The organism is Citrobacter sp. Cu231, assembly GCF_030332265.1.
Classification (GTDB): domain Bacteria; phylum Pseudomonadota; class Gammaproteobacteria; order Enterobacterales; family Enterobacteriaceae; genus Citrobacter; species Citrobacter meridianamericanus.
Map to the genome: position 1 here is coordinate 11,636 of NZ_JAOWIE010000054.1, position 15,002 is coordinate 26,637.

18 protein-coding genes are annotated in these 15,002 nt (G+C 48.6%); 4 read left to right on the forward strand and 14 right to left on the reverse strand.

Features of this window, described 5'->3' with window-relative positions; translation table 11 throughout:
• Both OGY15_RS24275 and OGY15_RS24280 read left to right on the forward strand, forming a co-directional pair.
• Positions 1 to 64, forward strand: a 64-nt coding sequence (locus tag OGY15_RS24275) for an IS1 family transposase (protein ID WP_071603212.1), incomplete at its 5' end; no start/stop codon positions are given.
• Between the two features lie 402 nt (positions 65 to 466).
• Positions 467 to 619 (forward strand): Hok/Gef family protein, encoded by a 153-nt coding sequence (locus tag OGY15_RS24280; RefSeq protein ID WP_001303307.1) that lies wholly within the window; start codon positions 467 to 469, stop codon positions 617 to 619.
• Positions 620 to 690: 71 nt separating this feature from the next.
• Here OGY15_RS24280 and OGY15_RS24285 read toward each other — a convergent pair whose 3' ends face one another.
• Positions 691 to 942: a hypothetical protein gene (locus OGY15_RS24285; protein WP_001291965.1), complete on the reverse strand. Its 252-nt coding sequence runs from the start codon at positions 940 to 942 to the stop codon at positions 691 to 693.
• Positions 943 to 1,442: 500 nt separating this feature from the next.
• Between OGY15_RS24285 and dqlB the strand changes: the two genes are divergently transcribed.
• Positions 1,443 to 1,538, forward strand: coding sequence for a DinQ-like type I toxin DqlB (dqlB, locus tag OGY15_RS24290; protein WP_000609148.1), 96 nt, complete (start codon positions 1,443 to 1,445; stop codon positions 1,536 to 1,538).
• A 64-nt stretch (positions 1,539 to 1,602) separates the two neighbouring features.
• On the opposite strand, the gene OGY15_RS24295 is transcribed toward dqlB, so the two are convergent.
• Complete coding sequence (locus OGY15_RS24295; RefSeq protein WP_001054898.1) at positions 1,603 to 1,779, reverse strand: hypothetical protein; 177 nt, start codon at positions 1,777 to 1,779, stop codon at positions 1,603 to 1,605.
• Positions 1,780 to 2,180: 401 nt separating this feature from the next.
• On the opposite strand from OGY15_RS24295, the gene OGY15_RS24300 reads away from it, so the two are divergent.
• The gene (locus OGY15_RS24300) at positions 2,181 to 2,390 is read left to right on the forward strand and encodes a HEAT repeat domain-containing protein (RefSeq protein WP_000062603.1); all 210 of its coding nucleotides are present in this window, start codon (positions 2,181 to 2,183) and stop codon (positions 2,388 to 2,390) included.
• 71 nt (positions 2,391 to 2,461) lie between these two features.
• On the opposite strand, the gene excA is transcribed toward OGY15_RS24300, so the two are convergent.
• The 12 genes from excA to traO all read right to left on the reverse strand — a co-directional run bounded on the left by excA (position 2,462) and on the right by traO (position 15,001).
• Positions 2,462 to 3,124 carry a plasmid IncI1-type surface exclusion protein ExcA gene (excA, locus tag OGY15_RS24305; RefSeq protein WP_000644795.1) on the reverse strand — a complete coding sequence of 221 codons (663 nt, stop codon included), beginning with the start codon at positions 3,122 to 3,124 and terminating at the stop codon, positions 2,462 to 2,464.
• Between the two features lie 70 nt (positions 3,125 to 3,194).
• A complete protein-coding gene (locus OGY15_RS24310) occupies positions 3,195 to 5,363 on the reverse strand; it encodes a DotA/TraY family protein (RefSeq protein WP_000698356.1) in 2,169 nt (722 codons plus the stop codon).
• A 96-nt stretch (positions 5,364 to 5,459) separates the two neighbouring features.
• Positions 5,460 to 6,044: an IncI1-type conjugal transfer protein TraX gene (traX, locus tag OGY15_RS24315; RefSeq protein WP_001037992.1), complete on the reverse strand. Its 585-nt coding sequence runs from the start codon at positions 6,042 to 6,044 to the stop codon at positions 5,460 to 5,462.
• A gap of 28 nt (positions 6,045 to 6,072) precedes the next feature.
• Positions 6,073 to 7,275 (reverse strand): IncI1-type conjugal transfer protein TraW, encoded by a 1,203-nt coding sequence (gene traW, locus OGY15_RS24320; RefSeq protein WP_001189157.1) that lies wholly within the window; start codon positions 7,273 to 7,275, stop codon positions 6,073 to 6,075.
• A complete protein-coding gene (gene traV / locus OGY15_RS24325; RefSeq protein ID WP_032174792.1) occupies positions 7,242 to 7,856 on the reverse strand; it encodes an IncI1-type conjugal transfer protein TraV in 615 nt (204 codons plus the stop codon). Before traV ends, traW begins: the two co-directional genes overlap by 34 nt.
• Entirely contained in the window at positions 7,856 to 10,900 is a 3,045-nt protein-coding gene (gene traU, locus OGY15_RS24330; protein ID WP_001024771.1) for an IncI1-type conjugal transfer protein TraU, read from the reverse strand. Before traU ends, traV begins: the two co-directional genes overlap by 1 nt.
• 89 nt (positions 10,901 to 10,989) lie before the next feature.
• Positions 10,990 to 11,790, reverse strand: a complete 801-nt coding sequence (traT, locus tag OGY15_RS24335; RefSeq protein WP_001164788.1) for an IncI1-type conjugal transfer protein TraT — start codon at positions 11,788 to 11,790, stop codon at positions 10,990 to 10,992.
• Positions 11,774 to 11,962 carry a putative conjugal transfer protein TraS gene (gene traS, locus OGY15_RS24340; RefSeq protein ID WP_001277255.1) on the reverse strand — a complete coding sequence of 63 codons (189 nt, stop codon included), beginning with the start codon at positions 11,960 to 11,962 and terminating at the stop codon, positions 11,774 to 11,776. The genes traT and traS overlap by 17 nt, the downstream gene beginning before the upstream one ends.
• A gap of 63 nt (positions 11,963 to 12,025) precedes the next feature.
• Positions 12,026 to 12,430, reverse strand: coding sequence for an IncI1-type conjugal transfer protein TraR (gene traR, locus OGY15_RS24345; protein WP_000086957.1), 405 nt, complete (start codon positions 12,428 to 12,430; stop codon positions 12,026 to 12,028).
• 50 nt (positions 12,431 to 12,480) lie between these two features.
• Complete coding sequence (gene traQ / locus OGY15_RS24350; protein ID WP_001055569.1) at positions 12,481 to 13,008, reverse strand: conjugal transfer protein TraQ; 528 nt, start codon at positions 13,006 to 13,008, stop codon at positions 12,481 to 12,483.
• Positions 13,008 to 13,712: an IncI1-type conjugal transfer protein TraP gene (gene traP, locus OGY15_RS24355; RefSeq protein ID WP_001295718.1), complete on the reverse strand. Its 705-nt coding sequence runs from the start codon at positions 13,710 to 13,712 to the stop codon at positions 13,008 to 13,010. Before traP ends, traQ begins: the two co-directional genes overlap by 1 nt.
• A complete protein-coding gene (traO, locus tag OGY15_RS24360) occupies positions 13,712 to 15,001 on the reverse strand; it encodes a conjugal transfer protein TraO (protein WP_001271993.1) in 1,290 nt (429 codons plus the stop codon). Before traO ends, traP begins: the two co-directional genes overlap by 1 nt.
• Position 15,002 lies beyond the last annotated feature (1 nt).

The following is a 15,002-nucleotide window of genomic DNA, read 5'->3' on the forward strand; positions in this document are numbered from 1 at the left end:
AAAATCGGTGGAGCTGCATGACAAAGTCATCGGGCATTATCTGAACATAAAACACTATCAATAAGTTGGAGTCATTACCGCCCAGGGATTGTGTTGATGACTTTTTTTATCTTTTTCAGGAAAATAGGTTGTTTTAATTGCGACATTTCCATCTCCTAAGGGGATTCTTTTATTAACTAAAATCAGCATAACATGCGTTGTTGTGAAGTAGAGAACCATGTATTGGGTTGGTTGTTAACGTCAAAAACAACGCTGAATCATTCAAATAATAAAAGGATTGTTACAGATACGAAAGTCGTTAGAATAGCTGCGGGCGCTTGAGGCTGTATGCCGAAAGCGTTTTGTGGACGGTATACAGCAGAAAGCCCCTGGAGATTTTTTTATCAATCAACCAAGGGCTCTACTGTAATGCTTCGACAACATTATAGTAGCCCGATAACCGCCGTAAGGCAATGGAGGGGCTATGATGCCACAGCGAACGTTTTTAATGATGTTAATCGTCATCTGTGTGACGATTCTGTGTTTTGTCTGGATGGTGAGGGATTCGCTTTGCGTACTCCGGCTCCAGCAGGGAAACACAGTGCTTGTGGCAACGTTAGCCTACGAAGTTAAACGTTAACGGGCAACACGGCGGCAGGTTTTCTGCCGCCGCTTTGTTGCGAAGGCTGACCTCATTGCGCCCTTTCTTCTTCAATGAAGCGTATCCGGTATTGTTTCATTTCCCCTGAAGCCGATTAGCTCCAGCCGAATGCCTTTGCCATCCGGGGCCACGTTCTGCATTTCGCAGATACCACGTCGGGTCATGAGTGTGAAGGCTGTCATTGCCAGCATGGCTAACGCATTTTCCTCGCTTCCGCTGCGTTTCTCGAGAGCATCGGCAATTTCTTCTATGCTCCCCACCTGAAAGCAAGAGTCGAATTCTTTACTCCACTTTTCTGACATCGGATTTTCTCTCTGTATTTATGGGTAGTTATCGAACTGAATGTGCCAGTTTTTTCAGGAGACGGCAAAGTTGAGATGGTTGGTTCTGATTCAAAGCATGAGTTTCCCCGGTGTGACGGGCATGTCGGGCGGATTTTGAGAAACAACAGATGTAAAAAAACCGACTGGTGAGGTCGGTTTTTTTACTGTTCCGTTACAGAGTGGGTGGCTCTGGTCGGAAAAGAACTGTCTATAACTGACCTGTAGATAGTACGTCTGGAATTATATTTCTGCAAGTACTGGATAAGTGTATACTCGGCATGTCAGCTCTGAGGCATGTTCTGTCCGGCATATTGTTCAGCGGGAAGAACAGGTTACAAGTCCTGGCCAAAACATCAGGTGGTGCTGGTTTTGGTGCTCTGGTCGGAGAAGAACTGTCTATAACTGACACTATAGAAACCGTTGTGACAGGCAGTGTAAGAGCGAACAACGGGGTTCTTTCTCCAGTGATGGAGAAGCGGATGATTAATCTGTTAATCATCGTTCTCAGGGCAGTAGTTGCCGTTGCAAACGCGCTGATTGCTGTTCTGGAACTGATCCGGGAACTTATCGACTGATAAGCCTGGAAACGTAACTAAGGGCAGGAGGTGACCGCTTCCTGCCCTTTAACAAAAAGAGATCTCATGTTAAAAATTTGTACCCTTCCTTAACTTCCAGTGCCTGCTCCTTTGAGTCAAACATCAGTCTTGTTTTCCCGGGAACACCCCATGAAATGTATTCGACATCTATCCACCATTTTCCATATTCTTCATATGGCCCGGATATTACTTTTTTGACAAAGGCGTCTACCAGATTCATTGCTTTTTCCTTTTTGTGTTGAAAATAATTAATGCCAGAGCACAGCGAAAATAATGAATGCGCTGGCTGTGATAATTGCGATTTTCTCCCATATGATATTTTTCTCATGGGGGTTTCTACGGAGATTATTTCTTCGCATTGAGATGCCGGTATTCATGTTTTATCTTGGACTTTTGTTTTGTTGTCTGTCTGGCAGGCTGTTCTGCGCCCGTTTGTGACAAGGTTAGCTTATGGGATTAAGTGATAACAGGTGTCTGGAAATATAGGGGCAAATCCACCCTGTCACTTGCCATCTGGTTTTTTCATTCAAATTGAGAGATATTGCTAAGTTGAGTCGCTTGCGATAGTGGACTCCTGTTTGTAAGTGAGTGCCATTGTTTATTTCATGAAGAGGATTGATTATGAGCATGCCTCCTGCGATAGCTAATACTTTCTTGTTTGAAATGATGAAGAGTAAATCAAAAGACGTTACACTTGCTGCGATCTATGCATTAGGTGAAGGCCGGTGTCAGGCGGAGAACATTACTCGTGAATTACATAGATTGAGTCAAAGTGATGATATGGAAATAAAAATTGCAGCGATTAAAGCACTTGGTCGAATTTATCGGTAACGGCATAAGTTATCTGTTGTAATGAACAAAAGCCGGCTCATTTGAACCGGCTGTTATGGAGGGAGCTTATCTTAAAATACTTCGGCTACAGGCATGCCTGCAATCTGCTCCCACTCCTTACGCTTTTCCTGAATCAGGCGAGGAAAGTCGACAGGGTAATCATATCCTCGACTTGCCATAGCGTGCATGGTGTTTGATGCGGTTTCTGGATGAGTACACCATGATGGAACAGGAACCATTGGCAGGTTGATGTATTTCGTATGAATTTCCAGTTTTTTGTCGTCTGTTACAGTACGAGTGAAATTATGAATGTCAAAACCGATAACATCCATAATGTTGCCTGGATAGATACGGACATACAACATTGTGCCATTTTTAAGGTCAATGCCGAAATAAGCTCCCTGGGTTAAAGATAATCCCTCATACCCCTTCTCTGGAGAGTAGAAGCCTGACTCTTTTATTGTTTGTACAACTTTTCTTATTTTTTCTCTCCTTGTTTTTGCACGTGAGTACATCCATATGCCTGGCGCAAGTAATAAGAACCAACTACCAAAAGTGACAACATAATCTTCGACCTTATTTCCGAAATAACGATCAGAACATAGCATTTCGGTAAAGCCTAATGCGCAGAACAGAAAAAAAGGTATTCCAAGAAAGAAATAAGCTTTTCTTAATACATAATAAAATAGCCACCAGGTTGGAAATCTGTCTGTTGTTTCTTTTTTAGCTTTCATATAATGCCTCCCCTCGTACTATCTATTATTTTAATGCCGATGGGGAGGTTGTGCAATATTTATATTGATATTATCCTTTTATTCCGTCCTTGTCGTCACTTCCTTTTGTATTATCTTTAAGACGATCTGTTTTCATTCCAGGAGTATGTCGGATATTGCGACTTCCTCCAATAAATATTTCTTTAACAGAATTTGCCATGCTGCCAAGCGTGTTGGCTCCATCACGTCCCCCTAGGAAGTTAATAACATGATCAGGTAGGTAGGCCTGAAGGGCAAATATGGCAGCTACAGTGGTTGTACAAATTCTGGCGTATATCAGCAAGAAACCAGCAAGACTGAAAATACCGGTCAGCGAATTGAACTGTACGTTAACCAGGGCAGCGCCAAATAATGCATTCAGTATTGTGCCTACGGCGATGATGGCTACAGAAGCAAAGAAAAAACCAAAGACCATGATGGGCGGCCTTATCATACTATCAATTAAGTATATATAACCGTAGGCTGCCCGACTTCCTCTGTCTTCTGATGTCCCGAGATGTGTTGCAGCCCACAGCGGCCCGGCGGTACATCCTATTAATACGCTGACTATCCAGTTCCCGATGCCTGTCATCCAGAAAATAAACGGAATGAATGGCAGGTAAATTGATAAGGAAAATCCAGCACAGAACATCAGGAACAAAAGAAAATAAACAGGTGGTGCAAGTGCTTCAAACAGCGCGGTAAGCATCGAAGCGGCACCTGTTAGTGAGTTAAAGAATTTTACAAGAATTGAATCTTTGCCACCGGCAACGACAACTCTGGCCGTTGTATATATAGTCCAGATTCCTTCTGCACTTACCATTGTTATATCTCCGATATTTTTCATTTTTATCAGAGGATTAATTTGAGCACTGGTTGTGCCTGTGCCACTTGTTTCCGTTGCAATCCTGTTAGTGAGACTAACAAGGGGGCCCATAATTTCAGACAAGGCAGATTTCGGATCTTGTGCATTTGCCATGCGTTGTTCACTGGATGATACTACTGTGCCCAGCGGTGGCGTATAGGAGGAATTCTGCAGTTGCGTCCTATAGGCACTCATGACCGCACTGAATAAGTCAGTATCACCAACTTCTCCCAGTGATGACATTGAAGTTACAGCTGGAGCTCTGTCAGCCAGCTCTGCCAAACGCTGGTTAGCAGTGGCAAAGGTCTGATACCATGCGCCAAGCGTTACCCACCCGTAGGTTGTGAGATAAGATTTAAGAGCCTCTTTTCTGGATTGCTCTCCGTTATCAGTGGGTAGCGATTTTTGCACAGCACGTTCGTATTCGTCGGCTGCTTTCTGAATTCGTGTCTCGATATCCGGCAGTGTTCCGTTGCCAGAATTTCTTTTTTCCAGAAATGTTGTCACAAACTCACTGGCAGCATTGTCCATGTCGCTAATCATATTATCCATGGCTGCACGTTGTGCTGAGATAACACCGCTGTATTCGTTTTTACTGAAGGGATTAAAGAATTTTCCAATCGTCGATTGATCTGTTGTTCCGTTTCCTTCTACTGACAGGCTGGCTGTACCACAGATACCGCTGCCATTGGATACCGTGACAGTGTAATTACCACTGGCGGTTTTAGCTGATTCTGTCATCAGTGAAGTTGAGGATTTGGCCGTCTGATTAAAATCATTTAGTCCTGCGTTAACCGCATACTTACACAGTTCCATTTCAAAAATGCCACGCGCTGCTGTTCGTGTGGATGCCTGAACTGGCTGTACAGTCATTGAATAACCATTTGCGATATTGTCAGCGGCAAGTTGCACCATCACATTGGCGGACCCAACCCCCATTATCGATGCGCCCCATAACATAATGAGCTGAGCGATACTCCAGCCATTTCCGGTTGGAACGATCATCAGAAAACCTGCAACGACACTCAGTGTGCCGACGATATCACGTCCGGTGCTGAATACCTGTCCCTGATGCCCCGAACGCACAACATGACGGATACCAATGAACATAAACCAGACAACGGCAAGTACGGCGATGATACTGTTGAACGCCCCGAACATGCTTCCGATCAGGGTGGGGGCGCTGGTTGACAGTGGATTGGTGACCACATCACCGAATATCGTGACCAGCGCCTGACGGGACAGATCGTCAGGATTGGTTGCGGCAGACACAATATCCTGATAGGTCACTGAAGCCATTGCCGGCAGTGAGGATATAGCAAGGCCTGCACAGAGTGCGCGAAGTAAAATTTTCACAGTAACTCCGGAATAGAATTGCGTATGGGCAAAGGCCACACAGGATTTAATTAAGGGGGATGGCGACATGCCAGTGGCACTGGCATCTGGACGTGATCAGTATTGTTTACTGGTTACGGCAATTAATGTGGCATTGCGCCAGCCATTGCGGTCGTTCAGAAAATCACGAAAAGTCCCCTGCTCGGGTTCGCTGACTTTTCGTTCATGCAACTGCCAGAGGCGGTATGTAACTATAAGAGCTCTGGAAGCACAAAGAGCGACGCCTGACAGAATCAACACAAGAGTGCTGATGGCGCGTACCTGTGTTATCAAAGGTAATGAGGAGGCGGCAAAGAGCATACCGCTGAGGAATAAAGCGATGGCCAGCAGACTCCAGCAGCATAACCGCCATACTGTTCTGCGCCGGCGGAAACGACGATCCAGATCGTCTACTGACATATGGCTGGCCTGCAGAGCTTCTTCCCACGTGAGGTGGAGTTGCGCCTTTTTATTATTTACCTGACGAAATCTGTCCAGTCTGCGTTTTTGTTGTTCCAGCATGCGCTGTACAGAATTCGTTATCAGGCGAGTCTCCATCAGCGGAACAAAAATGTTAATAATTCCCCGGGTGGCTATGCGGGTTATGGATGGTGATTTTTTGACGTTTTTCGTCTGGTCTGAATTTTCCGGTAACTTATTCATTTTTTCAGTCCTGTTCTGACGTCAGTTTTCAACGTGCGTTTGCCTGATTGATTGTTTTCTCAAGGCTACCGAGTTGTTTTTCATAATACTGGCGGGCAGTCAGAGCCAGTTGCTGGCCAGAGATAACATTACCCTGGCGGATCTGTTCTTTCAGATCGTTCAGCTGCCAGTTCATTTGCGCAGTGATTCTTACCAGTTCACGGAGCAGGTTATCCCCCTGCATTTCCTGTAAATCCACCAGGTATGCTGTGTTGGCGTAGCGCCGGCCAGCCTCAAAAGCTTCAAACTCACGGGTACTCATATATCCCCGTGCTTTTGCTTCTGGTGAAGCCACCTGGTCGAAGTAAGCGGCCGCTGAGTCTGACTGCAGTGTTTCAGCCAGTGCTTTACGTGTGCTTTCATCAGGCGTGCTGTCAGCAATCAGCGTCAGTTGGGGATTCGACGCAGAATCAATGATGCCGTTGTATTCGTTCTGGAGTCCGACGTAGGTTCGCCCACTCTGGGTATTCACTTCTCCTTTACCCAGAGCACGACCGGCAGAGGGGCGGGAAGTGTTTTTCATGTAAGCCGTCGCTGCATCTATTTGCTTCTGATCCCATGTCAGTGCCGCAGGTGTGTCCGCTGTACCTGCGCCGTGGTAAATCGAGCGTACCTGACTGTCTCCACCTGGTATTTCGCCCACAGAAGGACAAACGGCGGTTCCTCCAAAACGTGCATATTCTGCTTCTGTACAGTAACTGGCGTGTATGGCCGCGCCATCATAAGCTTCCCGTACGGGAGAGTTTGCTGCGCTGGCCAGACGGTCGCGGATGCTACGGTTGCTCACACCGCCACCTTTACTGAGTTTTGAGGCTGCGGATGCTGAGGCACTTTTGCTTTCTGTTGCAATCCCTGATGCGGATTCACTGCAGATGGAGTCTGGCACGGTGAAGCTTTTCCGTGCCTCCTCGAGGCGCTGAGTTTCATTACTGAAAATCATCTGCTGACGTGTCGCCTGTCCGTTCTGGGCAATGACACTTGCCAGCTTTTCAGAGTTCTGATTGATAGCGGTACCCGTGGCTGTCTGGGTACTCAGTATGTTGCCAAGGACATCTTTGATGGCTTCCATTCTGGGGATGACCTGCTCTTCAACAGGCCGGCTGGCGACGACGGTGACTGAATAAGCATGAGCCTGGCATGCCGTTCCACTCAGGATGGCTATAAGGGCTGCGAGTAATGTTTTTCTTTGCATTTTATTGTCTCCTGCTCGGGATGGAGCACAAGGTCAGGAAGGCTGTCGTATTTTCTGTCTTCAGGTAGCGATGCAAGAGGGAAACACTGAAATCGCCTGGTGATATAACCTTTCCTGTTCCGGTTATCGATGATGCTGAAAGAACGACGTCTGACGCGCCGTAAGGTGGAAGGGTCAGTATCCATAACAGGCCAGTCACCGGCACTCAGTGCCGGCGTTCCGGGAACGGATGGCCATAACCAGGTATCATCGGACATCAGCGAAGCCAGCGGTGAAGGGAGTATCCACTGGATGACATGCTGAACGTCGAATGGTGTTTCATCCGGGACAGAAACCTGCCATGTTGCCGTTGTTATCAGCTCATCTGTGCTGGACGGCAACAACAGCCGCATGCCTGTAACCTTTCCCTGTGTTCTGGCATCCGAGGCGTATATCACTCTGGGATTGGGGGCCGGATGTAACCTGAAGACACGTGACGGCAGAGTGAATGAGAAACTGTCACCTTTTACCTCAAGTTTTTTAAGAAATACCTGCCCTCTGGCAGGTCTCCGGCAGCGTGGGGTGATATGAATTGTACACATCAGAGATTGTATCCCTGTTTTCGGATGAGCTCCGAGGCCAGATCTTCAATAACATTGTCACTGTTATGTTGGCCCGCCCGGTGCTCAATTAATGACGTTGCAGAACCTCTGGGGAAGTTTTCGGCCAGAATCTTACGTGCCCGAACTGAACCTAACTTATTTGTCAGCGTTTTACGCAGGGCACTGTCTTTTGGCGATGAGTTCAGCGCCCATAGCTCCAGTGGACCGACGGTAAATTTGAGTATTCTCGCAAGCGTGCCACTTTTTACCCTGAATACTCCCAGAACAGGAACACCACTACCATCTGGTGCCGGGCCTTCCGGCATTTTCAGGAAGCGTTTCAGCATAAATTCAGGAACGTTGAAGTTATCCCTCAGTACGGGGATATCTTCGGGTTTGTAGCGCAGTAACCAGAGAGTATTGGCTGACTTAAGAACGCTTTCCGGGTAGTCCCTCAGATACTGCGTACTCAGAACCGTGCGGATAGCAAACTTGCGTTGCTCACGCTCCTGGGTATCCAGATTTTCCCAGATGAAGTCAATGCCCCGGGCGTTATGCAGTTCATCATAAACTTTTGTCTTAACCTCCTGATCAAGTTGGTTAATACGTTTAAGAGCGATTTCATGGTATTCCCGTGGAAGCTGCTTTAACACTTCATCCCTGTATTGTGGCAGGGTGAAGTCACCACCGGCGATCTGACCTGCAAGCAGGTACATGATGCCGGTTTTAAGCCTGCCTGCAGGCGTTTTGTCACCGGCAACATTATTCAGATCGACAGCGATGACCCGGGTTTCCGGGTTGATCATAAACCGGGTATACCCGGATATCATGGGGTAGTCGTTATGTCCCTGCTCCAGGGCGCGGCGGATGTAGTCCAGCAGAAGCTCGTTTGAACCATCACGCTGAACAGTACCGAAAACATCCCTGAGACTGGTATGGCCCAGCATCGAGGACACTTCGGGAAGCTGGGGCATTGCCTGATAATGAGCCCGCTGAGCCGCCATGATATACCCGGCATTGTGGAGCATATCCCGGACTTCAAACCAGGTTGATCTGGCCCACCAGGCTGCATCATGTTTTTCATACAGTCCCGAGTCCTGCAGTGCTGAATCCACCAGTTCTTCCGTTGAAGCGCGATAAAGTCGCGGGTTATTTTCACCGTACTCTTTAAAAGCCAGCTCGATAAGCTGGTTGATAATTTGTCGGGTGTCTCCGGGGTTACAGGGTTGACCGGTACCGGTATCGACACAGAGAGCACACAGCACAGATGACATGAAATTCTTTTCCGGCGTAATAGGCTTTTTAGCGCCGTACATCACGTCAAAAAGGTTACGGATGTATTCCGGATCATTGCTCAGAATAATACCGACAGCTTCGTCTTTTCTTTCCGGAGGAAGACTGTCGCGAATAAGCTGAACCAGTCCCTGAGCACTGTATCCCTTATCGATATAGGCAATGAAGGGCAGGTTTTTCTGAGCAGATGATATCTGTATTTCCGACAACGTATTAATCAGAACTGATTTACCCAGTCCCGGATCGCCTGGTGCCAGTTCTGTATGTTTATTTTGTTGGGATGACGCCAGACCAACCTCAAATGCGGAACCGTCTTCTGTATGTAACATCAGATTCCCTTTGCCTCGCCAGACAGAGCCTGCCCTGTTAAGCGGGAAAAGCGAGATGGCATGTGACAACGGGGGATACAGGGGAACCGGGCCGGAGCCTCCGGATGCCGCGAGAATGGTATTCACCCAGGCGCGTCGGGGATCGCCAAATGTTGTCGTGGTGCCACATACGCCCCAGCCTTCAATGGCCGATTTCAGAATGGCCTGGTTTCGTGCGCATATTTCACGTGTTTTTCCCCACGTGGAGGCCATGATGGTCATTATGCAGACAGGTTCTTTTTCATCCGTTGCCGCCAGGGTCATAACGGATTCATACATTGGACGAACGGCAGAAATGAAGCTGCTGTAAGTCAGAAGCGTTTTCTTCAGATTAAGAGCCTTCATCCCGCCGGGCATCAGATCCATTCTGATGCGCCAGGGGACTGCGCGGGGGACGGCACGGACCAGTTCGTTAAACGTCTGCAGATTTTGCGGAGGTAAAGTAATCGATACCATTCCGTGCCAGAGTCCGCCCGCCTGAACCAGGTTGCCCTGTGTGGTCACCTGAGTGTTGAATAACTGCAAATGCAATGAAGGAGCATGTAGTACGGATTCATCGTCAGTCCAGCGATATCCCGCTGGCTGGGCATCTTCAGGCAGATGGGGTTGCCAGTTACGCGGTGTGCTGTGCCGTTCTGTCTGACGACGTATTTCACGCCCGACCTCGTGTATATCCAGTAGCCGGAGAATCAGGCCATCAGATGAATGTCTCAGTGCCTGTTCCACATTATCAAGAAAAGCTTCGTGGCGGATTTTCAGTGCAGATAAGGCCCACTGCCAGGGAGACTGGGCAAAGCGTGCTTTCGGTACCCGTTCAGCCAGTCTTCTGACAAGCTCATCATGGGCGGTGCGATCGCTGTTGCTGATAAGGTCGGGTCCACTCCAGATCGCCAGCCAGCAACGCTCCCGGACCAGCCATGGGGACAGTGTTGTGACTTTCTCATCGACCACATCCTGTAACTGGATACCTGTATTAGCCAGTGAGCGCTTTTGTGGGGCGACCATGTCTTCGATTTCTTCTTTCCCCATGTCAGGATCACGCTCAAAAACGAAGCTGATTTTATGACCGCTGTTTTTATATGCCGTATTCAGGCTGTCACTCATGCTGGTGATCAGCGATTCCAGTGAACCTGGGCCAGTCTGGTCGGATGCTTCATCCATTTCCCTGAAAGCACCGCTGACTTCAAAGACAGAGATATATTCTCCACGCTTTGTGGCTGCAATATAGGGCGAATTCAGCCATGGGCGACGTTCACGATCCTGTCTGTCCAGACCAATTACGGTACGTAAATCGCAATACTCAACAAAACTGCTTGCGACAGAGAAACGGGATAGCGTGTTCAGACAGTCTTCGATAGTGAAGATTAAACGGTTTATGTTCATAGGTGAGGGAACTCCGGACTTACAGGAGGGAGGTTTGTGCAGTTTGATTTTTTTAATGCCACCCCGCGCTGGAGTGGCATGAAGAAAAATCAATCAACGTATTCTTTTTTGATGAATGAATCTGGTGTCAGAATCAGGGCAATCCCGTTCATTTTTTCACGCAGGGGCGAACGACCGGAAGGTGGATAGCGACGAAAAACGTCAGCGAAATCGGCCGGGCGGAAACTGCGGAATTTATCCTCAACCGCCAGTCTGTTTTGCATCAGTGCAGAGAGCGCTTCCCGTCCCCGCCGGACCCGGAACTTATCATTACTGAAAACTTCCTGTAATGAACGACGGTTAAGGGCCACGACCGTGGATGGATGAAGGTCGGGTAGCCACACCATAACGCCCTGTGCTGCGGCATAACCATTCAGTGAATGCCAGGCGTGGCAGAAAGCACATAAGCTGTAAGGCGGACCGTCTTCATGAAACAGTTCCTGCTCTTTCTCTGACAACGACTCTGTACTGGTGATTTCAGCTTTCTGTACATGGCGGAGTGAAAGACGTCTGGCAGACAGACGGGCCTGCTCAAGCGCCCGTTCAGCGGCTTTTACTGCCGTGTTGTACTTTTCCTTTTCGCCGGTTGCGACTGGTTCACCACGCTTTTTTAACTTATCCAGATGTTCTGTGGCCTTATTAAGACGAACTCGTGTGTCACTGATTGTGTCGGTAAGCTGTCTGAGTGGCCATGAGTCATCCAGTCTGAAACGGTGCCTGACGTTTTGCCGGCAGCAGATACATCGACCGGGCGTTGTTAATTCCGGTTCCGGTAACAGTGGCTCCTGTGTATGAACCACATCAATTTCTGGAAAGGGATACAACCACAAGTCTTTAATGCTGTGTTGCATGAGCAGGCTCCGTACTGGTGTAACGTTTCACGGCTTCCAGAATGATGTTTGCGATTTCATCGGAACAGCATTCTGCAAAAATGAATTCCTGATCGTCCCGACTGTCGTGGGCAATCACATTGCCGTTTTCTGTTCGTCGTAACGTTATGTGCTCCGGGCTCCAGGCAGACATATGTGCCTCCTTGTATTGCCGAACAGGAAGGGCACCGGATAAATGCCAGTGCCCTGGACAGGATTAGCCAATGGAAATTGAGGAAATCCCCAACTGTTTCTGGCTGCGACTCATCATTTCAGGTCCGGCGGCAAGTAGCGCCCCAATGACGATAGATAGAATGCAACCAGCCAGTCCCATCCCCCCTTGTTTCCCAACTTTTTTCAGCCCAATCAGGCCCCCGAGAAACGCAATTACGCCGATGAACTGCGCAATAGTCAGTGATGATGACTGTGCTGTTTTGGCACCTTGTTCGACATTGCGAACCATATCGGCAAGATCTCCATCGGCAAGAACGGCTTTGGGCAGCAACATCATGGGAATGAGCAGCAGGAACTTAGTCAGTTTGCTCCGGCATGACATTACAAACAGTTGTGCGTGGATAAATGCGGCGTACAGACGGGCCGCTACGACACGAATACGTGACATAGTTTCTCCTTAAATGGATATATCAGTGGTTTATATGAAGGTGAAAAAAATCAGAAGACGATTCCAATGCTTGCCAGCAGGGCATTGAGGACACGATCGATAAAGACCAGCAGGACGCCGGCAATAAATTTGACGTTTCCCTTACTGACGGATTCACTGGCACTCAGTGCGGTATGTCCATCGAGTCCGGCCTTGCGCCAGATGGATATCCCGTTCATGACAAATCCCACACCGGCCAGCTTGGCCAGCGACAGAACTGCATTTGCTGCGCCAGCAGCAGCGCCAAACGTCTGAGGTTGCACATATGCAATCGGGCCAAATGAGTCAGCCCTGAATCCCATTTGTACGCCTCCGGCGTTAATCATTGCCGGGAGTGATACGAGCATGCAGCTGGTTAACATCCCCGCAATAAATTTTCCGGGAGACATTTTTACCGGACCGGCTGAACGGGCGCGGGCAAACAGGGTAATCATGCTGATCACCCCGATGAATTCTCCCCAGGTAAACAGGAAATCCATTCCGGCACTGAAAATACTGCTGGCAAAGTTCTCAATGGCGGTCAGGGCATCCATGTTCATCAGCGTAACGTCCCTGCACTGGTGATGATGGTCCGGGTAGTCGGATCAATCCGCTGGATCACCACATTGCCCAGCGTCTGACCTTCTCTGACAGCCCAGGTACTACCCTGCCAGCGAATCCAGGCCATACCAGTTTCCATCGACATGATTTTCATTCCGTTAAGTACAGACGACGTTTTTTTCTTTGCTGGATGCGGTGTGGAAGAGGATTCAGTGACGCTTTTCTGTGTCATTATTCCGTTCAGGCGGCTCCGGATATCATCCAGCTGACGGCGCGTTTCCTGTGCGTATTCTTCATCCTTTTTTATGGCTTCGCCCAGCTTGTTAATGCTGTCGTGAAGCATATTCAGTGTTGCCTGAATTTTTTCATCGCGGTTATCCAGCTCTGTTTTTACATCCCGGGCAAGCTGGCTCATATCTTCTCCTGTCCGGACAGTCATAGCCTCAGTGGACTGAACGGAAGGTGATGATTCTTGTGTGGTTTGCCAGGTCTGTACGCCAGCATCCGCATCATTAAACGGAGGCATGCCTGTTTCCGATAGCGCTCTCAGGAACAGATACCATATGGCTGCGAGCAACACGACTGCACATAGCCCCCATGTTGCTACAGATATCCCCCAGACGGAACGTTTCCAGAAGGGGGCTGGTTTCTCTTCGGGTTCACCGAAGCTGCCGGTTTCATCTATTTCTGTTTCAGGTTTCATTATGGTGTCTCCGGTTGTTCATCATACCGACGTTGCATCACAGCTTTTTTTTGCTCCATGGCTGTCTGCATTCGTGCCTGCGAGCGTTGTTCCGCCTGTGATGTACGATTAACTGAAGGGGAAATGCCACTGGAAAGGGAAGATGACCTGGCGTCGTTTGTCATTACCGGGTCAACAAACAGAATTGATACGACTTCATGCTGATACACTTCTACCTGTTTATAGGGCTCACTTTCTGCCTGGCGGGTTAATATCTGACTTCCTCTTTCCGCCATACCACCGGCAATAACGCCCGCAACAGCTTCACCACTGGGCATTCCCACGCGTCCGGTAACCGTGCCATAGTTACCCTGAATAACCTGCGTGTTGGCATCTTTATAAAGTGTGCCAATACTGCCCACACCTCCTAACACTGACGGCAGAATGATATGTTTAAACCAGCGTGTATTCACATTGCTGGCCACGGATGACATCAGGTTGTCTTCCCGTTGTGCATATGCATTGACCTTAAGGTCCATGCCGTTCCAGCTCATCCGGTCGAAATGGATCTCCACTCCGTTACCCACCAGTTTGACTCCCGGACTGAACAGCGTTGCCCCTGCCCAGGGGCCAGCGGGAATGGTTGCGATAACCTTGGATGACGGGTTATCAGAATCCACTGCAGTATCAATATATGCCGGTATACGGGTCAGAGCAGGTATCAGTTGTATCCCTTTTTCTGCTACAGGCGTGGACAGGCTGGCATTCTGTAATGCGAATTGCTGCGTACCATTCTGCCCTGTTGTTTCTGCCGGAGATTTATTCCACATAGTCGTTGCTATGGTTGGTGTACTACCGGCAGGATGCTGATCTTTTATTCTTACAATCAGCTTTTGCAGCCGCTCCATACGCTTTTCACTGGCTGCTCGATCCTCCTGTGGTGTGCCGGAAGCCTGGCGATGAGCATAGTTTTCCGGTTTTGCTGCAGGCTGTTGTTGCTTTTCCGGAGTGTCCGGAATATCAAGCCCCTGTGGAAGACTGGCAATGAACGTCTGATTATTGCGGGCTGCAGCTGCGGCCCCTCGTTCATTATCCGCTCTTAACAGTTCACGATAATGAGGCGTTTCGGTAACGCTGCGCGTTCCGCCGCTTGCTGCACTGTTAATGTTCACGGCTGACTGCATATCGCTGTTACTCCCTGATAGTTTGGAAAACGCGATATAGCCGCCGCCAAATAAGATGATGCTGCCCAGTCCAAGCAGGGCAGCCAGTTTCTTTCCGGATTTACCGGCATCCTGTTCAGCACTCATG